Annotated in this window: 18 protein-coding genes and 1 pseudogene; 10 read left to right on the plus strand and 9 right to left on the minus strand. The window is 60.3% G+C overall.

What is annotated here, in order from left to right; translation table 11 throughout:
- From KTAU_RS17975 to KTAU_RS17985, 3 genes and pseudogenes are all read right to left on the minus strand, one after another.
- Positions 1-734, minus strand: a 734-nt coding sequence (locus tag KTAU_RS17975) for an ABC transporter substrate-binding protein (RefSeq protein WP_228026526.1), incomplete at its 3' end; no start/stop codon positions are given.
- A gap of 326 nt (positions 735-1060) precedes the next feature.
- Positions 1061-2197 (minus strand): LacI family DNA-binding transcriptional regulator, encoded by a 1137-nt coding sequence (locus KTAU_RS17980; RefSeq protein ID WP_151729668.1) that lies wholly within the window; start codon positions 2195-2197, stop codon positions 1061-1063.
- A gap of 438 nt (positions 2198-2635) precedes the next feature.
- Positions 2636-2911 (minus strand): annotated as a pseudogene (locus KTAU_RS17985) (ABC transporter substrate-binding protein); the annotation flags it as partial.
- A 938-nt stretch (positions 2912-3849) separates the two neighbouring features.
- Between KTAU_RS17985 and KTAU_RS17990 the strand changes: the two are divergent.
- From KTAU_RS17990 to KTAU_RS18010, 5 genes are all read left to right on the plus strand, one after another.
- Positions 3850-5205: a cellulase family glycosylhydrolase gene (locus KTAU_RS17990; RefSeq protein ID WP_228026527.1), complete on the plus strand. Its 1356-nt coding sequence runs from the start codon at positions 3850-3852 to the stop codon at positions 5203-5205.
- 327 nt (positions 5206-5532) lie between these two features.
- Positions 5533-7728, plus strand: coding sequence for a cellulose binding domain-containing protein (locus tag KTAU_RS17995; protein WP_151729671.1), 2196 nt, complete (start codon positions 5533-5535; stop codon positions 7726-7728).
- A 562-nt stretch (positions 7729-8290) separates the two neighbouring features.
- Positions 8291-8491, plus strand: coding sequence for an ECF transporter S component family protein (locus KTAU_RS18000; RefSeq protein ID WP_151729672.1), 201 nt, complete (start codon positions 8291-8293; stop codon positions 8489-8491).
- 60 nt (positions 8492-8551) lie between these two features.
- Positions 8552-8758: a hypothetical protein gene (locus KTAU_RS18005; protein WP_151729673.1), complete on the plus strand. Its 207-nt coding sequence runs from the start codon at positions 8552-8554 to the stop codon at positions 8756-8758.
- Between the two features lie 187 nt (positions 8759-8945).
- Entirely contained in the window at positions 8946-10136 is a 1191-nt protein-coding gene (locus tag KTAU_RS18010) for a permease (RefSeq protein WP_151729674.1), read from the plus strand.
- Between the two features lie 66 nt (positions 10137-10202).
- Here KTAU_RS18010 and KTAU_RS18015 read toward each other — a convergent pair whose 3' ends face one another.
- From KTAU_RS18015 to KTAU_RS18030, 4 genes are all read right to left on the minus strand, one after another.
- Entirely contained in the window at positions 10203-10505 is a 303-nt protein-coding gene (locus KTAU_RS18015; protein WP_151729675.1) for a DUF1330 domain-containing protein, read from the minus strand.
- A 123-nt stretch (positions 10506-10628) separates the two neighbouring features.
- Positions 10629-11531 carry a DUF1295 domain-containing protein gene (locus tag KTAU_RS18020; protein WP_151729676.1) on the minus strand — a complete coding sequence of 301 codons (903 nt, stop codon included), beginning with the start codon at positions 11529-11531 and terminating at the stop codon, positions 10629-10631.
- A complete protein-coding gene (locus KTAU_RS18025) occupies positions 11528-12085 on the minus strand; it encodes an EXPERA domain-containing protein (RefSeq protein ID WP_170293411.1) in 558 nt (185 codons plus the stop codon). Before KTAU_RS18025 ends, KTAU_RS18020 begins: the two co-directional genes overlap by 4 nt.
- Before the next feature lie 133 nt (positions 12086-12218).
- Entirely contained in the window at positions 12219-13010 is a 792-nt protein-coding gene (locus KTAU_RS18030; protein WP_151729678.1) for an SDR family oxidoreductase, read from the minus strand.
- Positions 13011-13495: 485 nt separating this feature from the next.
- Between KTAU_RS18030 and KTAU_RS18035 the strand changes: the two genes are divergently transcribed.
- The 3 genes from KTAU_RS18035 (at position 13496) to KTAU_RS18045 (ending at position 17255) form a co-directional block, all read left to right on the plus strand.
- Positions 13496-13891 carry a response regulator gene (locus KTAU_RS18035; protein ID WP_151729679.1) on the plus strand — a complete coding sequence of 132 codons (396 nt, stop codon included), beginning with the start codon at positions 13496-13498 and terminating at the stop codon, positions 13889-13891.
- Between the two features lie 141 nt (positions 13892-14032).
- Positions 14033-14632 carry a chemotaxis protein CheW gene (locus KTAU_RS18040; RefSeq protein WP_151729680.1) on the plus strand — a complete coding sequence of 200 codons (600 nt, stop codon included), beginning with the start codon at positions 14033-14035 and terminating at the stop codon, positions 14630-14632.
- The gene (locus KTAU_RS18045; RefSeq protein ID WP_151729681.1) at positions 14625-17255 is read left to right on the plus strand and encodes an ATP-binding response regulator; all 2631 of its coding nucleotides are present in this window, start codon (positions 14625-14627) and stop codon (positions 17253-17255) included. The genes KTAU_RS18040 and KTAU_RS18045 overlap by 8 nt, the downstream gene beginning before the upstream one ends.
- A gap of 137 nt (positions 17256-17392) precedes the next feature.
- On the opposite strand, the gene ftsH is transcribed toward KTAU_RS18045, so the two are convergent.
- Together ftsH and KTAU_RS18055 are read right to left on the minus strand one after the other, a co-directional pair.
- On the minus strand, positions 17393-19390 hold the full coding sequence (ftsH, locus tag KTAU_RS18050; protein ID WP_151729682.1) for an ATP-dependent zinc metalloprotease FtsH: 1998 nt from the start codon (positions 19388-19390) through the stop codon (positions 17393-17395).
- A 379-nt stretch (positions 19391-19769) separates the two neighbouring features.
- Positions 19770-20759: an N-acetylmuramoyl-L-alanine amidase gene (locus tag KTAU_RS18055; RefSeq protein ID WP_151729683.1), complete on the minus strand. Its 990-nt coding sequence runs from the start codon at positions 20757-20759 to the stop codon at positions 19770-19772.
- Positions 20760-21288: 529 nt separating this feature from the next.
- Between KTAU_RS18055 and KTAU_RS18060 the strand changes: the two genes are divergently transcribed.
- A complete protein-coding gene (locus KTAU_RS18060; protein ID WP_151729684.1) occupies positions 21289-22566 on the plus strand; it encodes a zinc ribbon domain-containing protein in 1278 nt (425 codons plus the stop codon).
- Between the two features lie 901 nt (positions 22567-23467).
- Complete coding sequence (locus KTAU_RS18065; protein WP_170293412.1) at positions 23468-24820, plus strand: glutamine synthetase family protein; 1353 nt, start codon at positions 23468-23470, stop codon at positions 24818-24820.
- Positions 24821-24971 lie beyond the last annotated feature (151 nt).

Here is a 24971-nt window from a genome sequence, read left to right on the forward strand (position 1 = left end):
GAGTAGACGTAGATGTGCTTGACGGCGGGCTGGCTGCCCCAGTAGGAAGGGTTGACGTCGTAGATGATCAGGTCGGGGGAGAAGCTGCGCAGCTTGTAGGGGCCGGTGCCGACAGGGTTCTTGTCGTTGGTGAACTTGGTGAGATCGCCGCTGATGGTGGACCAGACGTGCTGAGGCACGATGTAGGTCTGGCCGATATAGAAGAGAGCGGTGCTGTTGGGGCCGGTCAAGGTGAAGGTCACCGTCTGGTCGTCAGGCGTAGCGACATCCTTGACTAGCGGCAGCACGCCGCCCTGGTCGAGAGCCGGGTGGGCCTTCAAGAGATCGAAGGTGAACTTGACATCGGCGCTGGTGAAGGGCTGGCCGTCGTTCCACTTGACGTTGGGGCGCAGGTGGAAGGTCAGCTGGCTACCGTCGCTGGAGAACTCATAGCTGGTCGCCAGCCACGGCTCGTAGTTGCCCGTATAGAGATTGGTACGATACAATCCCTCGTAGAGCAGGCCCTGAGAGCCCCAGGCAGCGGGGGTGTTGTAGTTAAAGAATGGGTTAAAGTTGTCGACGTTGGGACCATTGGGCGCCGGCAGCACGTTGAGCGTGTCCGTCTTAGGCCCCGATGAAGAGCTTGAGCTGCCGCCGCCGCAGGCGGTCAGCACCAGACCGAGCAGGAGCAGCAGCGACACCAGCCCGAAGGCAAAGCGATGCCGACGTGGTGACGATGCCAGATACGAACGCATAGAACCTCCTGAAACCAAGAGTAGAAATCAGGCGATTATTTGGACCATTTTCCCTACAGGCGACAATGTTCGGGTGCCAGAAAGGGACAAAATGCCAACCAGACAACAGATCGACCGGTTTACAGGACAGCAAACCGGCAATCGCTGCTGCTCCCAGACCAGATATCGAGTCGGTAAATACTGTCCAGGCAAGCTGTGCTGCTGGAACCTGTTGGCAGATATGCTTCCCTGCTGATTCGCTAGCAGGCGCTGCTCTGGCTGAGGCGGTAGGAAGTGCAGGGACAGGTAACTTCCTGCGACGTCGAGCCAGGCTGGCTCAGCTCTGCTCAGCGAGAGCGATCACCACCTCCTTGCTCAGATGGGGAATGAAGATGACGCGAGGCCCCGCAGGAGGCGCGGATGATCAGGCTCGTGGGCATCTTTACCCGCACGGGTGGGTCAAAGACCGCCGCCGAGGGAGTAACGCTAGCGAACTGACCATTCTGGCTCGGGTGATGCATCATGCGGGAAGCCTCTACAAAGGCCAGGAGCATCTCCGCGGCGCGGCGCCCCATCTCGTAGAAGGGCTGACGCACCGTCGTCAGCGGTGGCTCCATGTGAGCCGAAGACGGGTTATCGTCGAAGCCGACGACAGCCACGTCATCCGGCACCCGCAGGCCACGCTGCTCCGCGGCAGCAATAGCTCCATAGGCCATGTAATCGCTACCGGCGAAAATAGCAGTTGGCCGTCTCTCGGGAGGCAGATCGAAAAAGGCATTGGCGCAGGCGCGCCCCGTCTGCGGCATGAAGTCGCCTTCCAGCACCAGCGCCGGATCAAGAGGGATGCCCGCTTCCTCCAGGGCATCGCAGTAGCCCCGATAGCGATCGTGCGAGACCTGGTACTTGAGCGGCCCCTGAATATGGGCAATGCGCCGATGCCCGAGGCGAATGAGATGACGGGTGGCCTCATAGGCCCCTACGCGGTTGTCCACGCTGATCCAGGGCGTGTTCTCTGGCGGAATGCCCTGATCATCAATGAGCAGCACGGGGAAGGAACGTGAATGGAGCGCCGCCAGATACTTGGCCGACGGACCAGGGAAGACAGCCAACAGCCCGCTCACCAGCCGTGTACGAACAATGCGGCTGATGATGTCGCTGCGGTCCTTCTCGTGATTAACATCGTTGATACTGTAGAGAATCAGCTCGTAAGGGGTCGCCCCAACAACCTCTCCGACGCCTCTCATCAGCTCCGGGATGAGCGGCCAGGTGAGAGAAGGAATGAGGGCGCCCAGTAGCCGACTGCGCCCACCTGCCAGACCGGAAGCGGCGATGTTGGGCACAAAGCCTTGCTCCTCCATGACGCGTAAAATACGCTCACGGGTCGCAGGGTCCACATCCGGCTTCTGATTGAGTACTCGCGAGACTGTCGCTTTGGAAACTCCCGCCAGGCGGGCAATGTCCCGAATCGTCAGCTTCTCGGCCATAGCAATCCTTCTCACGCTTACGCGCAGGCCCTCCCTCCATTCCTCTGAGGGCCTCCCCGAAATAGGTTGTAACCGTTCACGAGATCGATACCGTAAACGATTACGAAAATTGTAACCGAAGAACCCCACCTTGTCAATAGGTGGTGGCTCACGATATAAAATGCCAAAGAAGCTCGGGTTCGCTCTGTCGCTGTGGGGCCTAAATCGCCAGAGATCCTTCTCTTCTGCCTTTCTTTTATGAAGGCTATCTCCAGGCCATCCGTACCTGACTTGCTTTGGAGACTTTACTGGTCCTCCCTGCCTCCTCTACCATACTCAACTGAATAGTATGATAAGCCTTACCTGCATGATAAATCCATCCCCATTTTTTCCTAGCTTCGCTACAAACCGGACAACCAGAAAATAGACCGCGGGGAGTGGCAGCGCCCTGCACGTCACCTATGAAATACGGCGGCGGAGGTAGACGTAGATGTGCTTGACGGCGGGCTGGCTGCCCCAGTAGGAAGGGTTGACGTCGTAGATGATCAGGTCGGGGGAGAAGCTGCGCAGCTTGTAGGGGCCGGTGCCGACAGGGTTCTTGTCGTTGGTGAACTTGGTGAGATCGCCGCTGATGGTGGACCAGACGTGCTGAGGCACGATGTAGGTCTGGCCGATATAGAAGAGAGCGGTGCTGTTGGGGCCGGTCAAGGTGAAGGTCACCGTCTGGTCGTCAGGCGTAGCGACATCCTTTTAAGCTCAAGCCGTCCCGACCTGGCTTATCTGCTTCCCTGTCAACTTGATCATGTGCTCAGGTCAGAGCCTTCTCCCCTTTCTATGTGAGCGAAAGCCCCCGTAAACGTTACCGTTACCGACGTAAATTGTAATAGTGTGCGATTTGTCTGCCAATTATCTGATTTAGTAGCAAAGATATTCAATAAGAGCTAGATGCTCATCAGTAGGAGAGGAAAATTAAAGGATATGCAGCATCAAAAACCTATTGAGTCATAAAGTATAGGGTAATCCCTTTAATCGCGGAGCATCGTAGGCCATTCTGGCTCGAGGTAAGGATAACAGTGCGTTTAGCCCGAGGGGGCAAGCTGGTAACCATTGCCAGCTTGCCCCCCTTTTTTCCTACCCAGTCGGGGAAACTCCTGGCTTGTTGGCGCCCACCGGCGCCCGCTAGCAGCTGGTTCGTCCGGGGTGCCCCGGGTCAAGGAGGTAGTCGGCGCTTGACAAAGGCCAGAGCTGGCAGGTATAGTTACTTTCGTAAACGTTTACGGTATCGTTTACGATACCGTTTACGAAGCTGTGGTAGAACAGGAGCCGCGGGATAAAAGTGACCACAGCGAGCGAGCCGGGCGCAGTGCTATCTCTGGTGCAGGGATGCGCAACCCCGGTAAGCAAGGAAGCTACCTCTTTGATCTATCAAAAGGGGGGGAACTATGGCCACACCATCCGCGTATCGCTGGCCTCGACTGAGGTACGCGGCGCTCTCTCTCCTGCTTGTTCTGGCGTCCTTCTCTCTAGCCACCTATCTAGGCGTCAGATCGCAGGCTTTACGTGCCCATGCAGCGCCTTCCGTCACTGGCCTGCACGTTTCTGGGAACCAGCTGCTCAACGGGCAGAACCAAGTAGTGCGTGCGCTGGGAGTTGACCGCTCTGGGGCAGAGTACATGTGTCGTAGCAGCACTGCCACCACTGTCTTTGACGGGCCGGTTGACACCAACGCCATCAACGCTATGCTGAGCTGGGACATCACTGCCGTGCGCATTCCCCTGAATGAGGACTGCTGGCTTGGCATTAACGGTTATCCCGCTGCTCAGTACTCTGCTGCCACCTATCAGCAGCAGGTCATCAATTTTGTCAATGCATTGACAGCTGATAATCTCATCGTCATTCTCGACCTGCACTGGAATGCGCCGGGCACCCAGCAGGCCAACGGGCAGCAGCCGATGCCCGACCTGGATCATGCGCCGGCCTTCTGGACCTCCGTAGCCAACACCTTCAAGAACAACAGTTCAGTTATCTTCGATCTCTACAACGAGCCATACACCAGCAGCTGGGCCTGCTGGCGTGACGGCAGCACAGCGGCCAATGCCAGCCCCTGTAGCGATGTTGGTTTCGCCGTAGCTGGCATGCAGACGCTTGTCAATACGGTGCGAGCCACGGGCGCCACCAATGTAATTATGCTGGGAGGTCTGGCTTACGCCAATGATCTCTCGCAGTGGCTGCAGTACAAGCCGACTGATCCTCTCAACAACCTGGTGGCCTCTTTCCATCTGTACAACTTCAATGCCTGCAGCAGCACGAGTTGCTGGGACTCTCAGGTGGCTCCGGTAGCGGCCCAGGTGCCGGTGATCGCCGGTGAGATCGGTGAGAACGACTGTGCTCACGGGTTCATTGACACCGCTATGGCCTGGTTTGATCAGCACGGTATCAGCTATCTTGGCTGGGCCTGGGACACCTATGACTGCAGCTCCTTCCCAGCGCTCATCAGCAATTACAATGGCACTCCCACGGCCTATGGGCAGGGCCTGCATGATCACCTCATTGCTCTGGCCAGCAGCGGTGGTGGCAGCACTCCGACGCCGTCGCCGACCCCGTCCCCCACGCCGACCACGGCGCCATCGCCGACCCCCACTCCTACACCGCGACCGACAGTGACGCCGACGGCCACTCCGTCGCCCACGCCAGGCGCGGGCGCCTCGTGTCAAGTGCACTATAGTGTAGTGAGTCAATGGCCGGGCGGCTTCCAGGCCAGCATCAGCGTCACCAACACGGGCAGCAGTCCCATTAACGGCTGGACCTTGAGCTTCAGCTTCACAGCTGGTCAGCAGATCACTCAGCTCTGGAACGGGAGCTACACGCAGCAAGGGGCCCAGGTGACGATCACCAACGCCTCCTACAATGCCCAGATCCCGGCGGGCGGCACGCTTAGCTCACCGCCAGGTTTCCTGGCCAGCTGGAATGGCAGCAATCCTGCCCCAACAAGTTTCACTCTCAATGGCGTCAGCTGCAGCGTCATCTGACCTGGCAGCCTTGATACCAGCAGCAGGTCAGGGATGGCTATTACCGCAAGGACGCGCCTGCTGGTATGTCCATAGATGAGCCGTGTAAGCGGCTAGCGCAATCCTGGGAGAGGCAGGCGGAGGCTGGGCAGGTTGGTGGAGTGGTGGAGGCGCCGGGTCGAAGACGGCGGAGAGGAAGACGCTCGTCTGAGTGGACCTGACCGTCATCGGCCCGCCCTCCACCGCTCTCCTGGCCGCTCCTTGGGACCATCTTCCTTCCGTCTCGCCTCTCCATCGCGTTACTGGCGAGAACCACAGGCTCTGGACGCATCTAAGGAGGCATTGGGCATGAAGCCATCCTTCTTCTCGCGCTCGCGTCTGCGACCATGGCAGGGACGCTGGATGTTCAGAGCGCTACTGATTGGCGTGTTATTGCTCTGCTCGGCGGGGTTGGCGCTGGGTACGGCTCGCAGCAGTCATGCGCAGTCGGCGCCCGCCGGGCTGGTCCTCGAATATGCCGATGCTAATACCAGCGCCACGACCAATACGCCTCGTCCTCACTTTGAGATCGTGAATAACACCAGCTCCAGTGTCGCCCTCAGCAGCCTGACGATCCGCTATTGGTATACCGAGGATGGTAGCCAGTCACAGCAGTTCTGGTGTGACTATGCGGCGGTGGGTTGCAGCAATCTTTCCGGCTCGTTTGTCCAGATGAGCGCCCCAACGGCGACCGCTGACACCTATCTTCAGGTCAGCTTCAGCAGCGCAGCGGGGAGCATTGGGCCTGGCGGCAATAGTGGCGAGATCCAGGTACGCTTCAATAAGAGCGACTGGAGCAACTATGACCAGACCAACGACTATTCGTGGAGTGCGACGCAGACGAGCTATGCCCCGTGGAGCCAGGTGACGCTCTATCTCAACGGGCAGCTGGTCTGGGGAACTGAGCCGGGTGGGGCCAGCCCAACGCCGACGCCGACGCCCTCGCCTACCCCGACGAGCGTATCGACGCTGACTCCCACGCCTGGCGCGGGTGGGGGTAGCACAAGCGGTGGCTGGACGACCAGCGGCACGAAGATTCTGGCTCCCAATGGCAGTCAATTTGTGATCAGCGGCATCAACTGGTATGGCTTCGAGACCCCCGACTATGTGGCGCACGGCCTCTGGTCGTACGATATCTCGACGATTCTCAACCTGGTCAAGAGCTATGGCTATAATACGCTGCGCATTCCCTTCTCAGACCAGATGTGGGAGTCCGACCCGGTACCGCAGAATGACGTTGGCTGTCCGTCGTGTGTGGGCCTGCACGCGCGTGATATTCTGGCCAAGATCATCAATTACGCTGGCTCGATTGGCCTGCATGTCATTCTGGACAATCACCGCTCGGAGGCAGGCGAGTCCGCGGAGCAGAGCGGACTGTGGTACACGTCGGCCTATCCCGAGAGCAGTTGGATCAACGACTGGGTGAGTGTGCAGCGCTGGGTGCATGGTATTCCCCAGACCTTGGGGGCGACCGATACGGTGACAGTGAACTATCTGGCCTCTGATGGCTGGCCGATCGTCTTGGGCTATGATTTGCGCAATGAGCCGCATGTAGAGGGAACCTATCCCAATCAATACGCCAGCGGTGCTCAGTGGGGTTCGGGCGATGGTATTGATCCGGCGACCAACCCGAATCCGAATCCGTTTGCCCCGGCCTGTGTGGCAACCTCGTCCTGTCACGATTGGCGCCTGGCTGCAGAGCGCGCAGCTGATACGCTGCTTGGCGATGCTCAGGCGCACGGTTGGAGCTATCCCTTGATCTTTGTCGAAGGGGTCTCGGCCTATCCGACAGCCTCTGGCACGCAGGCCAACGGTCCCTACTCCAGCACCTGGTGGGGTGGCAGCCTGCAGGGTGTCAATGGCAATAGCAACAACGCAGGGGCGCCGATCGTGCTCAACGCCGGCGGCAATGCCAGCAGCCTGGGTCCGGCGGTCAATAATCAGGTGGTCTACTCAGCGCATGAGTATGGTCCGACGCTCTATCCACAGAGCTGGTTCAATAGTAGCACCTGTTATAAGAGCGGCTGCTCTAGCTCCAGCCTGGTGGATGTCTGGACGAGCAACTGGGCCTATATTGCAACGCCAAACGGCATCAATCCAACCTGGCCAGGCCATAGCAGCTATCCCTGGAGTAATACCGGGGCTCAGCCTTACAGCTCGGCTCCGGTCTGGATCGGCGAGTTTGGCACCGGCAATAGCGCCAGTGATCTGGTCTCCAGCGGCGCCGGCTCGCAAGGCCAGTGGTTCACGGACCTGATCAACTTTATCAAGAGCAGTTATGGCGGCGGAGGCTCAGGTGTGGCCGTGAGTAATCTGAACTGGACCTACTGGGCGCTGAATGGCGAGGATAGCTATGGCCTGCTCAATGGCCAGTACAATGGTCTGGCCAATCCAACTAAGGAATATAGCTTCCTCTGCTTTATCGAGACCGGCCCGCTGGCGGTGCCTGCTGGGAGCAGCAGCGGTCAGTGTGGCTCGACAGGTCCGTTGCCAGCGCCGCAGTGAGGCGCGGCCAGCATAGCCCGCGCTCTCATCGGTCCCACTGCAGTGAGCAGGCAGACAGACAGCTCTAACACATAACGAGCGCCCCTGCTGGATACGAACGAGCACGAGCACCCACCCTGGAGGAAGGGCGGGGCGGAGGAGCACCTGCTCTGCTAGCCTCGCCCTTCCTCTCTCCCTCTCAGCTCACCGGTCCCGCTGATGCCGCTTCCACCGCGATCAGGTCGCTCCTGGAGGCAGCGCGCGTGTCACCTTTGCCCTTGGCTGACAGCTTTCCGGTTCCCTATACTAACCAGCAGTTATTGCAAAAGATTTGCAATTGCATCTGAGAAGCAGTTATGGCCGGCAGCAGGCGAGATGGCCTATTGGATGGCAGCCGGTCAGACCTGTCTGCGCCTGCTGCCACGGCCATCCGCGGTCTTTCCTCGGCACTTGGGCAGTGCTCTGTCTTTTGAGCGGGCTAAGGAGGTTCCTGTTTGTTGGTTATTATACCTATCGGTTGATAGCGGGGCGCTCGCCGGTGCTCTCGACGCGGCGCATCTGGGGAGCGGCCATTGGCTCCTAGATGGGGATTACCGCAGCGGCTCTGGCGGTTGGCATCGAGCTGGGGCTACAGCCAGTGCTCTCCCTGCAGAACGGGCACCCGCTCTATAGCCCCGTAGCCACTCCGGCGATGTTGCTCTCGCATGCCTTTGGGGCTTCGCTGGTTGAAGCCTTGATTACGGCCCTGTGGGAAGTCGCCAACGGTGGGTGCTGGTCAATTTGATCCGTCGCCTGGGCGAGCAGGGGAGAACTATCGTTACGGCCACCCACGAGTCTAGAGATTGTGCCATTGATTGCGCGCCGGGTGATTGTGCTGGGCGAGGAGCGGCGCGTTCTGGCCGACGGGCAACTGCTGGAGATCCTGCGCGATCGTGCGCTGCTGGTGCGCGCCAATCTGATTCATCCCCAGCGGCGCCGTAGCTGGCCTCTGCCCCTGGAGGCTGAAGAGGAGCAGCAGGCGCCGAGCGACACCGCGGCCTCCTCCCTCTAGACTGCTGCCAGGCGCGGCAGCAACCCTGGTCAGGAGGCTAGGGCTGGTCCCCGGTCCTGACTGCGCCTGCCCATGAGCTTGACAGGGGTGATCTGGGCGGCCTATCTTTCTCGGGGAAGCCTTGGCTTCCAGCTTGCTCTGAGGTGACCTGCGAGGGCAGGTGGCAAAAGGAGGGAAAGAAAGGCCCATGTTTATCGTACAGGCGCTGCTGAGCGCCTTCAGTATGTTCTGGGAAATTCTCTGGCCGCTTGTCTTAGGCTTTGCCCTCTCGGCACTGGTGCAGGCGGTCGTTTCCCGAAGGACGCTGGCCCGTCTCCTGGGAGGCGAGTCGCCCCGGCATCTGGCGCTGGCTACCCTTTTCGGCATCGCCTCCAGCTCCTGCTCCTATGCGGCGGTGGCCCTGGCGCGCTCGCTCTTCCGCAAGGGGGCCAGTTTCACGGCAGCGATGGTCTTTGAGCTGGCCTCGACCAATCTGGTCATTGAGCTGGGCCTGATCTTACTTGTCTTACTGGGCTGGCCGTTCATGCTGGCGCAGTATCTTGGCGGCCTCCTTATGGTGATCCTGCTGGCCCTCATCTTCCGTCTCACGCTCAGTCGCCAGCTGGTGGCCCGGGCCAGAGAGCAGGCGGAGCGCGGCCTCAGCGGAAGAATGGAGGGCCATGCAGCGATGGACATGAGCGTTGAGTCTACTGGTCCGTTCTGGCGCCGTCTCTGGAGTGGGCGGGCCTTCACGGTCATCAGTCATTATTTTGTCATGGACTGGGCTGCAGTCTGGACCGACGTGCTCCTAGGACTGCTTATTGCCGGGGCCTTGGCGGCCTGGGTGCCCGAGAGCTTCTGGCGGGCTTTCTTCCTGAGCGGCAACCCCACGCTCGCCGCCATCGAGGGGCCGCTGCTTGGTCCGCTGGTAGCCGTCATCAGCTTTGTCTGCTCGGTGGGCAATGTGCCCCTGGCGGCGGTGCTCTGGCGTGGCGGCATCAGTTTCGGCGGCCTGGTCAGCTTCATCTTCGCTGACTTGATCGTCCTGCCTATTCTCGACATCTATCGCAAGTATTACGGCTGGAAAATGGCTGGCTATCTGCTGCTGACCTTTTATGTAACAATGGCCCTGGCTGGCTACCTGGTGGAGCTGCTTTTTAGCCTGCTGGGCCTTATTCCTACGCAGCGTACGGTAGCTGCCATTGGCGGAGGTTTGCAGTGGAACTATACCACTGTGCTCAATCTGTTAGCTCTCCTGCTGGCCGCCGCGCTCGTCATCCGTTTTCTGCGCACCGGGGGCCCGGCCATGCTGGCCATGATGAACCGGCCTGCTTCTGAGCCAGCCGAGGCCTCCCATGTACATGAGCACGGCTCTCATGAGCATCAAAGTGCCTCATGAGCAAGCAGGGGGCGGCTGATGGACCCACTGGCTCATGAGGCGTGTAAGTAAGCGTGCCTCTTGCGCTCAGGCTGGCTGCTCGGGGAGGCCGTGGACGAGGATTAAACGCGAATGAGAGGCGCGCTGGCGGATGCCGCGGATCGCGCTGTACTCGGGCGAATTGTACCAGGCCCGGGCTTGTTCGGCTGTCGGAAACTCTACCAAAGCGATGCGTCCAGGCTTCCAGTCGCCTTCGATGGTCTCAATCTGGTTCCCACGCGCCAGGTATCTGCCGCCATATTGGGCCACGGTAGCGCCGGCCTGGCGGGCATACTCCTGATAATCGTCGGGATCGGTGATATCAATGCTGGCGATGATATAAACTGCCATCGTTCTCCTCCTGTTCTAGCAGTTGTATCCCCATGCTCCTCAAAGACTGGCCCGATAGTCTGAAGCGCCTTTAGCCCGAGAGCTGTGTTGTCAGGGCAAAGACACTATAGCACATGGCCTGGCTCAATGGTCCAGCTCTGCCCGCTGCTGTGGAAGAGGGTGAGGCGGCCAGGGAAAAAACGGTGAGACGCGCCGCTGGTACTCGGCATAGCTGGCCGGGTACTTTGCCAGCAGGTGGCGCTCCATCAGCGGAATGCTGATCCCCAGGAAGAGCGCCAGCATTGCCAGCGGCCCGATGATTGTCCACCAGAAAGCCGGATGAGCTGCCAGCACAAAGAGATAGAGGCCCCACCAGAAGAGGACCTCGCCGAAATAGTTGGGATGGCGCGACCAGGACCAGAGACCCGGCGGCAGAGGGCCGCGCTCGGCGGCGGGCCGGGTCCGGAAGTGCTCCATCTGCTGATCGGCCAGAGCCTCGATGGTCACGGCAGCCAGTGTCACCAGGGCCGCCAGCCCATCGGTCAGCACGAGGGGGGTCCCGCGATCGCTCAGGTTGGGCCACAGGCTCAGGCAGCCCAGGAAGACCAGTACTGTCGGCATCAGATGAATGCCGAGCAGGCTAACCGGCCAGTACCAGTGCCCCGTACTCTTACGGATATCCACGTAGCGCCAGTCTTCATGTTCCAGCCCGTGCCAGCGCCTGGCCCAGTTCAGCGTCAGGCGCAGTGCCCACAGACAGAGCAGGACAAAGATGAGGACGTGACGCGCATTGGCCAGACCATCCGAGCCGGGCTGGAGCAGCCAGAAGAGCGCGATCGGGATCGGGGCCACGCTCCAATAAGGATCGTAGAGGCTCGAATTGTTGGTCAGTACGCTGAAGACGAAGACCACGATGGTCGCCACCGCGTCGGCGACCGCCAGCGCAGCCAGCGGCGGCCAGCTCTGCTGAAGGAGCTGGAGTGTTACCCAGGCCACCCCCAGCGCCAGCACATAAGCCAGGGTCACTATAGCGAAGGCGCGTTTCATCCTCTGACTCCTTCCCCCGTTAAGGCTGGCTTGCTCAGGGCCACTGGGCGGCTGAAAGGATGCTCGCGTAATCCCATGCGGAAGAGAATCACAAGCGGGAAAATGATCCACGAAGCGTTAGCGGCAATTACCAGGCCCAGCTGTGGCGAGCGGTAGACACCGAAGGCCTCCTCGCTCAAGATGATCACCACGCCTTCGATCATAGCCACGGCGTAGATAATGCTTGGCAGGCGAATCCACTCGCGGCCCTTCGCGTAGGCATAGATAGCCACCAGGTAGAACGGGCCATAGAGCAGATCGTCGAGCCAGATAGTCACCTTGAAGAAGACTGGGCGGGCCATCAGGAGCGGGTCAAAGTGCTGGCCCCACCAGTGGATCAGATCGACCACCGGGCGCGGGGGCCAGAGCGGATAGCTGAAATGCCAGGGATCAGGAATGATAATCTGTTCAATATCGATCAAATAGGACACGAAGAGCAGATTGATCACGAAGAAAGCGATCAACAGCCAATCAAGGCGGCGTTGGGAGAGAGGAACAGGCTCCAGAGTTGTCACAGCATCAGCCTCCTGAGAGGAGATCTGAGGCCCGGCTCAGTGAGCCAGACCAGGGCTGGCGAGCGCTGGGACAATGCGTGCGTGCGGGTCTGGCCCGGTGTGGCCAGCCGCAGCTGCGGACAGCTTACTCAGCTCACTCGCGATAAGAAATCAGGGCCGTTGAGGCCAGCAGGCGCTCGACCAGGGCTGGGGCCCAGCCGTTCAGCCAGACCAGAGTCTTGCCGGAGAGCGTCAGCACCTGCTCGCGGCGACGGCGGGCGGCCTGTCGCAGGATCAGGCTGGCGCAGCGAGCCGGGTCGAGTGCGGGCACCTTCCTGGCCTGCTCGCCCATCACCTCCTGCAGGCGTGCCGTGCGCACGGCGCTCAGGTAGGTAATCGAGACGCTGACCCCGCTGCCGTGCAGCTCCGTGCGCAGCGTGTTCAAGAAGCCGCGCATAGCATGCTTCGAGGCATTGTAGCCGGCGGTACCCGGTAGACCGAGCAGGCCGCCGAAGCTGTTGACACCCACGATGCGCCCGCGACTGCGCTTCAAATATGGCAGAGCGTAGTAGGTGCAGTAGACCGTGCCCAGATAGTTCAGCTCAATCTCGGCGCGTATGGTTGAGAGATCGCGGAGGGCTTCGAAGCGGCGTGGAAAGCCCATGCCGGCGTTATTGATCAACATATCGAGGCGACCGTACTCACTGACCGTATGCTCGACCAGGTGTCGACACTGGGCCTCATCGCGCAAATCAGTGGGAACGGCCAGGGCGCGGGCGCCACGAGTCCGGCAAGCGGCAGCCACGGCCTCCAGCGCCTCGCTGCTGCGTGCGGCCAGGGCTAGCCAGGCGCCCTGCTCCGCCAGCTGGTAGGCCAGCTGCTCACCAATGCCGCGCGAAGCACCCGTGATAAGCACCACGTGCTCGCGAAAAGGGGCATCAGCCATCAAAAGCCTCCTCTGCTTCGCTCTCGGCTAGCGTGATTACCTATTAGTTTCTTAGTTCCTGCTCGCGCGGGAAGAAAGGTGGCCTGCTCTCCTTCCGGGCGCGTTGCAGGCCAGGCGGCTTGCCTGTTGCTACTAGATTACCACATGAGGGGCTGGCGAGGCTCTGGGAGGCGGGCTGGAGGGGCTGTGGGCCGTATTTGACCGTGATAAAAATCTTAATCAGTTTTTTATGCCCTTGTATTGCACTTTGCGGACGCCTATGGTACTATTGCTACAGCCCCACTATGTCACCTGAGTAGACTGGGTGTTTCGACGTTTTATCAGGGAATGGTCCTGAGAGCAGCACGGGGAAGTCGAAGCGACAGCTCTACCAGCGCGACCTTCAGGATGAAGGGAGCGCAGGGGGCCATCCGATACATACAGACTGTTGTATGTTGGCGGATTGAAGGATGGTAGTAGTGTGGAAGCAGAGAGAGGGAGACACTATGAGCAAACTCGTCATGGTGATAGATGATTCGCTGACCGTGCGCAAGATCATCGAGACCAGCCTGAGACGTGAGGGCTTCGATTACGTCAGCTATCCTGATGGGATTCAGGCGCTGGAGGCTCTCACGAAGCATAAACACCGCGTTCCTGATCTGGTGATCCTCGACATTGGCCTGCCAAAGATGGATGGCTACGAGATTGCCCGCATTTTGCGAACGAAGCCCCAGTTCGGTAATACCATCATTGTCATGCTCTCGGGTCGCGATGGGGTGATTGATCGTCTCAAGGGACGTCTGGCGGGAGCCAAGGATTACCTCACCAAGCCATTTCGGACGCAGGATGTCATTTCGGTTGTGCAGGCCCATCTGGGTAGTCCAACACCAACCTATAGCTAGCCGGTCTGGTTTCGTCTGCCGGGCGTTTGATTGATTGGTTGGTTGGTTGGTTGGGCCGCGCTCGTTCGATCAATCAACCGCCTCGGTCAGTCCAATCATGCAAGGAGCGGCTCGCTCATCACTCACGAACGAGCAGAACGAATGAGGGCAGTGCTGCCCGCGGCGGCGCGAGCGGAAGAGAAGATGGTTGTACCACGTGCGGGAGGGTTTCTCTCCAGGTCGCTAGAAGCCTTGAGCGATGAAGAGTTCTGGGACTATGCGCGTGAGCTGGCTCGCATGGTTCCGGCTGCCGCTCATCCCGAGGAGTATCTGGAATGCAGCCTGTCGCTAGGGCAGGGCTGCTGTTTTGTTTCACTTAAGGCACTCTGTGAAGTGGTGCCTCCTCCTCATCGCTTTGCTGTTTTGCCCGCTTCCCCTGCCTGGTTGCTTGGCCTGGTAGCCTGGCGTGGCGAGGTGATCGCCGCTATTGATCTCCCCGGCTTTCTCTGTGGTTCTCCCACTGCCTCCGCGGGCGAGGGTATGCTCCTGGTGGCCGATCATCCTGATCAACCGATCGGCCTGCTGGTCCCCGCCATCGGCTCGATCCTCTCCCTGGAATATACGCCCCTGGAAGAGTGTGAGGCGCTTCCCGTGCGCCGTGAACTGCTGCGTGGCCTGCGTGGCACCGATCCCGTACTGGATGTGCCGGCTCTGCTGGCCGAGGTCGTGCGCGAAATAGAGAGGGCGGTGACCTATGGCTGAGCCAGAGGATGCTCTCCAGAGCGATCTGCCGGAATTGCCGGAGGGAGCGTCTGAGCTGACGCCCGAGGATCTGGCGATCATTGAAGCCTTTCGCCTGATGGAGGACCTGGAGCCGCCAGCGAGCCTTGCTGAAGCGGCGGCAACCACAGCTAGCGGCGGGGAGGTCAGTTTGCCTGATGGAGCCGCGGTTACCTCCACTGGAAGAGAAGAGGCGGGAGCTGGCTCGTCATCGGCTGATACCGGCCTCGACGATATGCTGGCGCTCTTTGTTGCTGAGGCCGATGAGGATATTGCCTCAATGCGTCAAGCTCTGACCCAGTTGGAGCAAGAGGACCGACTTGACGAGGGCCACCTGGAGGCCCTGCGCCGCTGTGCTCATAAGCTGAAGGGGACCGCGGGGGCCGTTGGCTGCCCGTCGATGTCGACGATCGCCTACTATATCGAGATGCTCGTCGGCTCACTGCGCGATGGCTCGGTGCCGATGATGATCGGCCTGATGGCCCTGGTGCAGGCCATGCGTGCGCTGGAGGCGACCCTGCAAAGCATCGTTGAGACGGGACAGGAGAGTAGCGCGCCGCTCACCGAGTTGGAGGCCGATTATGAGGCCCTGAATGAGTTCGGCAGTGTGCGCCGCACGCCCTCAGAAAGCCTGATGGCTCTCACCGCAGCCGATGAGGCTCTTCTGCTGGAAGAAGAAGAGCTGGCTCCCCGCTCGCCGCTGCGCGAGGAGATCGCCCGTTTCCATCTCCGCACCCGCACGCCGCGTGACTCCGGCTCGCCGCTGCCTTCAGTACTGGTGGATGCTGAACGCCTGAAGCGGCTCATCCTCCATAGCGAGCACCTGGCCGAACAGCGAGAGCCGCTAGAGAACGCGCGGCGCGAGCTGGAGGCTGCCCTGCAGGAACTTTACTCCGCTCAGGCTCGCTTACAGTATCTAGAGACACTGCTCTCGCTTAATCCTCTCTCGCTCAGCGAGACGGGTCAGATTCCTCCTTTACCCCTGCGGGCGCTTCCCCAGCAGCCAATGTCATCGCTAGTTGCGCGCATTCTGGAGGAGGCGGAGCAGGCTGGACGCCATCTACCGACTCATGCTCAGCAGCGCCAACGTCTGAGCGCCCTGGCGCTCAAAGCGCGTGAGACGACCTCTTGGGACGAAATGGAGGTTGATCGCTATACCGAGAGCGATGTCCTCTTACGCGCCTTTGCCGAGGCCATCGCCGATGTCAGCACGGCTTCAGCCCAGGTTCGCGCGGCCTTTACTCGTCTTGACCGTGTACTGCGTCGCCATATGGACCTTGCCAATCGGGTGCGTGGCGAGACGCTCTTGTTACGCTCGGCGCCGCTGGCCGTTTTGCTGCCGCGCATCCGGCGGGCCATCAGGATGAGCGCCGATGCTCAGCGTCAGCGTGTCCGCTTTGAAGCTCGTGGCGAAACGACCGAGGTGGATCAGGATATTTTAGAAGCCCTGGCCCGTCCGCTGCTGCAGCTAGTGCGCTATGGCATGATCACTAATTGGAGCAGTGTCCAGGCTGAAGATGGAGCAGAGGAAGAGCAGGAGCGACGAGTCTGGTTCTATGCCCATGCTGTTGGCAATGAGGTATCGCTGGAACTGGGCTTCTCGACGCCGGTGCGGGCGGGAGCGCTAGAGCTGGTCCAGGGACCTATTCAACAGCTGCAGGGGACGGTGACCGCTCAACGTAATGCCCTGGGCGGCGTGACCTTCTACCTGACGCTGCCCCGCTTGCACGGGGCTATGCATGGCTTGCTGGTACGCACTGCGGGCCAGCGCCTGGTGGTGCCGTTCTCCCAGGTACGCCGCATTGTGATGGAACGCTCTGCCCTGGAGGAAGAGGGCCAGGTCTCTCGTGCTCGTTTCCCGAAGGACGGGCGCTCCGCTGTACCGCTCTCTCGCTTGCTAGGGCTGCCGGACGCGAACGGTGGTGGCAGTCTGCCTGTTTCCGCGGCGGAGGCGCGCCCCCTGCTCCTATTGCAGGAGGGCCTGCCCTGTGAGGTGATCGAAGTGGACGAAGTCCTGGGGGGCGTTGAGCTGGTAGTTCGGCCTGTGGCCTCCTATCTGCGGCGTCCGGGGATCATGGGGGCCGCCATTGACGGCCAGGGCAATGTCTTGCTCGTCGTGGATTTGATGCGTCTCGCGCCTCCTCCGGAGGCCCCCGAGGCGAAGAAGGCAAAAGCGCAGCGCGAGCCACTGGTCGGCAGCCCTGAACAGATGGCTGCCAGCGCCGGGCGGACAGTCATGATCGCCGACGATTCGGTCTATATTCGCCAGTCGTTGCAGCAGACCTTGCAGCGAGCTGGCTATCGCGTGGTGCAGGCGCGCGACGGTATGGAAGCCTGGGAGCTGTTGCTAGAGCAGCCGCCAGACGTCTTGCTGCTTGATATAGAGATGCCCCATTTGAACGGCTATGAGCTGCTCAGCATGATCCGGGCCAGCTCACGTTTTGCTTCGCTCAAGATCATCATGCTCACTGCGCGCTCTTCGGAGAAGCATCGTCGCTCAGCCCAGGATCTGGGGGCTCAAGCCTATTTGATCAAGCCTTCGCCTCCTGAGCTGCTGCTAGACACCATTGGGGCTGTGCTGAGCGAAAAGCCTCCAGCTTCGTAGGTGGCGTCGGCACGGCGGAGCTGTAAAGTCACTGCCAGAACAAGAAGGCTCCCCTTCCCTGACCGGATCGAGAAGGGGAGCCTCTTTTTTAACTGCTGGCTGGTGGAGCAACTGATCGCCGACCGCTGCCTCTCCCACTATTCGCGATAGTAGGTGGCAGCAGCCTTAATCGCGCCGGTCTCGATCATGATCTGACGCAGCTGCTGAGTATCGAGTGTCTCGTAGAGGCGCAGGGCCTGGGCAATGCGATCCAGCGTCACGCGATGCTCGCGCAGCAGGCTCAGAGCGCGATTATAGGCCGCCTTCACGATGCGATCGACCTCTTTATCGATCAGCGAGGCCGTTTTCTCACTGTAGTCGCGGCGTCCGAAAGCGGCCCGCTCCAGCGGGTCTTCGCGTTCCTGGAAGAAAAGCGGGCCGATCCGGTCGCTCATGCCCCAGTTAGTGACCATATGGCGGGCGATCTGCGTCACCTGCTGCAGGTCGTTCTCCGCACCGGTCGTAATGCGGCCAATGGCCACCTCCTCCGCGGCGCGTCCGCCGAGGGCGGTCACCAGGCGAGCCTCCAGATACTCGCGACTGTAGTTGTGGCGGTCATCGAGCGGCAGGTAGCGCGTCACGCCCAGCGCCTGACCGCGTGGCACGATGGTTACTTTGCCGACCGGGTCGACGTGCTCAGTCAGGAGCGCGGTCAGGGCGTGGCCGCCTTCATGGTAGGCCACCACCTTCAGGTCTTCCTCGCTGAGAACCAGCGGGCGCTCGGCGCCCAGAACGATCTTATCCAGCGCCTCCAGGAAGCAGTTCTGATTGACGGCATCCAGATTGCGGCGCGCGGCCAGCAGTGCTGCCTCATTGACCAGGTTGGCCAGGTCGGCGCCCACCATGCCCGGCGTCGCCCGCGCAATTGCCTCCAGGTCCACATCCGGGGCCAGTGGCACCTTGCGCGTGTGAATTTGGAGAATCGCCAGGCGGCCTTTCCAGTCGGGCCGATCCACTGTCACGCGGCGGTCGAAGCGACCGGGGCGCAGCAGGGCCTTGTCGAGTCCTTCGGGGCGGTTGGTTGCCGCCAGGACCACCACCGCCTGACGGACATCGAAGCCATCCATCTCAACCAGCAGCTGGTTCAGTGTCTGCTCGCGTTCATCGTTGCTATTAATGCTGGCGCCGCGCTGGCGTCCGACGGCGTCGATCTCATCGATAAAGATAATGCTGGGGGCAGCTTTCTTGGCCTGGTCGAAGAGATCGCGCACGCGGCTGGCGCCCACGCCCACCAGGACCTCGACGAACTCGGAGCCGGACATCGAGAAGAAGGGGACGCCGGCCTCGCCGGCCACGGCCCGCGCCAGCAAGGTCTTACCGGTGCCCGGGGGTCCAACCAGCAAGACACCGCGGGGGATCTTGCCGCCCAGGCGCTGGAACTTCTGGGGCGTCTTCAAAAACTCGACGATCTCGACCAGATCGTTTTTCGCCTCATCGACGCCGGCCACATCGGCGAAGGTCGTGCTGGGCCGGTCTTCCATAATCAGGCGCGCGCGGCTCTTGCCGAAGCTGAAGATATTCTGCTGGCCCTGTGTGGCGCGCCTGATGATGAACAAGAAGAGCACTCCCAGGAAGACCCAGGGCAGGGCATTAAAGAGGATGTTCAGCCACAGGCTGCCATCACTGGTCGGCTTGGCGGTGACTGAGACATTGTGCTGCAGCAGAAGCTGGATCAGCTTGGGGTCTCCGCTGGCGAGCTGCGTGAAATGATAGTATATTGACGTCTTGCCGGGGTTATTGGGGTCAGCGACAGGGTCCTTGAACTCGCCGGTCACGTCCTGCCCCTGAAAAACCGCCGTCTTGACGTTATCTTTCTCTACTTCTGCGTAGAAGGAGCTATATGGGATCTCAATAGCGTTTTGGTTACTGCTGCTTGTGCCGCCCTGGATGAAAGACTGAAGGGCCCACCACCCCAGCAGCAAGATCCCCACAATCACCAGGGAGCGCAGCAGCAACGAGGACAGGCTTTCATTGTTGCGGTTATTATTGTTGTTGCTGTTGCCATTGGGACTGGGAGGAGTATTTAAGCGCGGAGGCCCGCCCTGAGAAGGGCCATCGGGGCCGCGCTCATAGGTATGTAAAGCCTGAGCTTCCATCTTGTTCAGACCTGCTTTCTGCTCGACGGGATCGCCGCATCGGCTGACTGGCTCGCGGGCCAGGGGCAGCCAGGCGATCAGGTGTGGTCGCTGCCTCTGTATTCTATACGGTAATACGGATGAGCGAAGCGCTTGGGTTGGAATAATTACTATACTATGATATCTCATAGGAAGGAAAGAGTGCCAGCCCGGCCCCAGCAGCTTGATGGCTGTCAGCCTGGCCGGAGCAAAAAAGCATGAGCGCAGGCAGGGAGGGAGGATGAGAAGGAAAACAGGCATGATCAAACGCGCGGACCCTGCCCCGGGCAAGGGGGCGAGAGGGGTCCGCGCTGCTATCGTCAGATGAGCCTGTTGGCAACTTCGCCGGCTGATGGACGGGCTAGCTTGCTGGTTTAGCGGATGGACTGGAGCCAAGCTCCTGGGCGTCCAATTCCTGCTTGAGTGTATCGACTTCCTGTTTCAGCGTATTCACCTGCTGCTGCAGAGTGGCCACCTGCTGTTGGAGCGCGGAGATGCGCGGGTCCTGGCCGGGGCCGCGGTCAAGGTGCATGAGGTAAGCAGGGCCGGAGCCGGGAGGGTTGTCGACCTGGTGGCCGGGGTCCCAGCAGACCACGCCGCGCTCAAAGCGTTGCAAGACCACGCCCTGATAGCCAGGAACAGCCGTCTCGTTGGAGAGTGGCAGGCCGAGGTAGGTCAGCCCATAGAGGGCATCGCCACCGTAGCGACGGTAGAAGTCCAGGATGCCATGACCGACGACGTAGCCGGTTTTGGTGCAGCGCCAGACGTTATTGCCGAGATCGGTAAAGTAGCCGCGAGTGGCCGTGATATCCAGCATAAACCCTCCTTGCTCAAGAAATGCCCACAGCTCATTCCAGGGATAGTTCCCCGGACAGCGCGCGCGCGAAATGGGGTCCAGCTCAAAATGGCCGATGATGCCGCCGCTGGCATCGCCATGCCGCGCCGGGATGCCGTGGCGCTCACAGATGTCTGCAATCAGGTGGAAAGAGGCGCGTTTCTGGGCATCGGTGAGCGGCGTGGAGTTATCGAGAGCTGGGTCCACATGCTCAATGCTGATGGTGACGAGGTTCAGATTGATGCCCTCGGGCAAGAAGGCAGCATGGCCTGGCTCCAGACAGCAGTTTCCCCCGGCGCCGTCCTGCTCACGCACGCACTGCACCACTGTCCCATCCTGTCCCACCACATAATGGGTGCTGGTCATCTCCGCATTGGTAGCAAAGTAGTTGGCCACCTCCTGCGCTGTGTGAAAGCCCGCGGTCTTGTGGATCACGATCCATTTCGGGTTGTTGGCGTCGATGAAGACCCGCGAACGATCCACGTACATCGGGATGGCTTCCGCGTAGTCGGTCATCGCTATGGTACCTCCTCCTTCGACCGCTGCTGGTGCGCTCTCGCAGGCGAGTTTACTGAGGTCATACCTGCTCCTTTCCAGTTCAGAGCGACAGCACGGCTCCTGTCGCCAGTGAATGGATCTGTGCTCTTACTTAATCTATTACCTTCTTTTGATAAAGAAGCTTCGGTTAAGAGAACCGTCCTGTTTCACTGCGCAACATGGCCATTATAATCTACTATCGCTTCTATCTAGTAAGTATACTCGGCACAACAAATGTTTTTGATCAGGTCAAAAAGACTTACTGTCAAAGAAGGCGAGCGGTGGCAACTCAGTCGAAGCTGCCCGTCCAGAGACTCGTCTTTTGGGGCGAGAGAATCGGCTCCTGGTTGCGTTTAAAAGATGAGAAGATTGCCTCGTCAGTCAGGTGAGTGACCAACGCAACTGGCTTTCGGGATAGGGGCCCGGTGTGCAGTATTACCTTGTTAGGTGTCGCGTTTTCTTGCAGACTGAGTGATGACTAGAAAACCGACCAGGAGGCTGTGTCAACATGCAACGGTGTCCTCATTGTGGCGCCGCTCTGCCTGCCGATTCTCATTACTGCGGTCAATGTGGCTTACCAGTCTATGGAGCCACGCCTCATGAGCCGACAGAGCGGGCTGATGCTGGTGCCCATGCACCTGGGCCAGCCCTGGACCCGACGCGCCAGGCCGGGCCGGCACCCGTTGGGCCATACCAGGGAACAGTGCCTGCGGTGGGGTCTGATCCTTATGGGATGACCAAGTACGGGACTCCCCCCTATGGGGTAGAACCAGGGACGGAGCCTGCGGGGGGGGACCTTTTCGCGCCACCACCTCCGCCACCTTCTTCGTTCGAATATCCGCCTCTCTATCCTATCCCTCCTGTCCCTCCTGCAAGCCGGAACCAGCGTCCGCTTCGTCGACGGTCACTGATGCTCATTGGGGTGGTGGTAGTGGTGCTGGTGGTGGGTGGCGTACTGGCCGCTCTCAACCTCCTGCATGTGGGACAGGAGCAACCGCAGCTCAGGGTCAGCAGTGCCTATCACGTGGGCGGTCTGCCGGCGGGGGCTACGGGGACGAGCTTACAGGTCAGCGGGCAGCAGTTTGCCTCTGACTCGCAGGTGACCTTTTATCTGGATGGTCAGCCCCTTCCAGGAGTGAACGCTAAAACCGATCGCAACGGGGCTTTGAAAGTGAATCTGAGCGTGACGAGCGACTGGAAAGTCGGCCAGCATACGCTCACGGCGGCAGATGCCAGCAACAACCGCGTGCAGCAGGGGGTGACGGTGGTGATTGTGCCACAGGGGCAGGCGCACACACCTGGTCCCAACGGGGCCCCGCCGGATGATGCCAGCTTCAAGGTCGCTTTTACTGCTTCCAGCGGCTCGGCGATCCAGAGCGGTACGTTCACGGTCACGGGGCATCCTGATCCTGCCGGAGGCACGGTCTGTGCGAGCTATGCCAATGGGATGCAGGACGATGGGCAGCCACATACGCTGAGCGGGGTGACCTCCAGTGGTATTCGCTACCAGGAGACGCTTGTAGCGAGCTGTCAGGGAACGTATCGCGGTGGCAAAATCGTCTACAAGGAGATCTATAGCCAGGATTTGGTGGTTTTTGAGACATCCCTGGGCAATGTGACCTGCACCGCTGCTCCGCATACGCTCCAGGCCGAGGGGAGCTTTGTCGATGCCACGCATGTGAAGGGGACTCTGAGCGGGCCAGCCTACTCCTATAGCTGTGATGATGGGAGTTCCTCTCAGGTGCAGGCAGTAACGGGGACCTGGGAGGGCCAGCTCCTCACGTAGCGCTTCAGCCCTGGTCTCTGATAAACCCTGCTTCTTGCCAATCCCCCGCTTAAAAGACGGGGGAGTCTGCGTTTACGGTGGGCGGCTAGTCCTTCACCGCAACCTCCGTGGTTACGTTCTTCCTCGATAGTCACCAGTTAGGGGGAACGCAGTTCCTGCTAGCCACATGCTGCGACAGGAGTAGCGATCGCTGCCATCCTCCTCAGAGAACGTGGATGGACACACTCCTGCTGTGAGGAGAGGTCTGAGCAGAGCTGGCACTACAGCCACAGACGGCGGCGGGGAGACAGCGCGGCGCGTTGCTGCGCGAAAGAGGATAGCTACACCTTTGCAAAGGACGGCGCGAAGATCGCCTGTACGGCGCAGGCCTCATTTGTGGCGATGACTCTGGCAGGTAGCTTTACCTCCAGCCGGGAGGCGAGCGGAGACTATCAATCCCTTTATACTCCCCTACAATGTGATCAGGGAGCCACGGACTACCTGCCCTCGGCCCCAGGTGCCTGGACGGCTGTTCTTGTCTCCTAAAGAGCAGCCTGGGTGGCCCCTCTCACTGACAGCGATGTGCCTGACCTGCGCTGGCTGCTCGACGAGCGGCTGGCGTAGGCTGGCTGAGGCCATCGGCTCTGGCCTCCTCCCTCCCTCCCTCCCTCCCGCAACTACCTCATTGTGCCATCTGGAAGCGGCAAACCTGCAATTTAGCTGTCCCTTGAGTAGACTACCGTGTAAGCGGGAAGACAGGGACTGCTGTCCCCGCGCGTCGTGACAGCATCCAGGCTGGTGAGCCTCTCTCATCAGCTACACTGCATTGTAGTCAGCATCCTGGTCTGGTGGTTGAGTGAGGGGCCAGCCGGCGATTCATCAGTGTTCAGCAGTTCAGCTGCTCTGAATGGAGGTTTGCGCGATGACGATCACGCACAAGGACCAGAGCACCGCCGTTTCTCTGGATCAGCTTCTGGCCGAGTGGGAAGAGCTGGGTATTCGCACTGTGCTCTTTGAATTGCCCGACATGCATGGAGTGGCCCGCTCCAAGCTGATCCCTCTGAACAAGGTGCGCGGCTACGCTGAGAAGGGCCTGAACATGTACGGTGGCACTGTTGCCCTCGATAGCCGCTCGTTTGTCGTACCCGGCACCAGGTATAATGAGGAGAAGAATTACGCTGACCAGATGCTTCTTCCCGACCTGTCGACGGCTGCCGTGGTGCCCTGGCTGAGCGGTACGGCGCGCCTGATCTGCGATGCCTACTGGCAGGACGGCACGCCGCTTTATGCAGCGCCACGCCATGTGCTGCGCCGTGTCCTGTCCGAGTTGGACAAGCTCGGCTACGAGGCGGTCATCGGTCTGGAATACGAGTTTTATCTGCTTGATCCGATGACCATGACCCCGGTCTTCAATGGCCTGCATATCTTCAATACGTCGCGCAACCTGGCGGTGCCGGTGACGGAGCGCATCGTTGAGCTGATGCCGCAGATCGGCATCGATATCATCACGGCCAACTGTGAGTACGGCCCTGGCCAGTTTGAGATCAACTATGGTGCCCATTCCGCCCTGCGGGCCGCTGACCTGGGCTTCACCTTCAAGAATGGGGTCAAGATGATTGCTCGCCAGCTCGGCTACCATGCGACCTTTATGACCAAGCCCTTCAGCGATCAGTCGGCCAGCGGCGCCCATACGCATGTCAGCCTGGTCTCGAAGGCAACGGGCCAGAATGCTTTTCTCGATGCCAATGATCCGCAAGGGCTGTCGCCTACGGCCTACTATTTTACCCAGGGCATGCTGAAGCACGCCAATGCGGCGATGGCTCTGATGGCGCCGACGCCTAACTGCTACCATCGCTTCGTGCCGCACCATTTCGCGCCCTCTAACATCAGTTGGGGACCCGAGGATCGCTCGGCGATGATTCGCGCGAAGAATAGCCGCGATGAGCGTACGCATCTGGAGAATCGTTTGCCCACTGCGTTGAGTAATCCCTATCTATCGATTGCGGCGGTGATCGCAGCGGGTGTGCTGGGCCTGCGCGACCAGGAGCTGCCGCCGGCGGCGGTCTCGGGTCTGGCTGAAGAGCATAGCGAGTTTCCACCTTTGCCGACGACGCTCGACGAGGCCCTGGATGCGTTGGAGCGCGATGAGGAGTTCCGCCAGTTGCTGGGTGATGAGTTTGTGGAGGTCTTTACGCGGGCCAAACGCAGCGAGCTGGCACGCTTTAAGGCCCACGTGACCGATTGGGAGCGCGAGGAGTATCTGGAGATCTACTAGCTGCGACGTTGGCAGGGGTTGCCGCTCTGTCTGCGCTAAGGCTGACTCGCCCGTCAGTCAGTTAAAGAGCGGTGAACCCGCTGACTAACCCGCTTCAGTCATACACGCTTCCTTCTGAACTCTCTGGCCGGTACGGTGCATGGACCGCCGC

Origin of the sequence: Thermogemmatispora aurantia, from assembly GCF_008974285.1 — a bacterium.
Classification (GTDB): Bacteria; Chloroflexota; Ktedonobacteria; order Ktedonobacterales; family Ktedonobacteraceae; genus Thermogemmatispora; species Thermogemmatispora aurantia.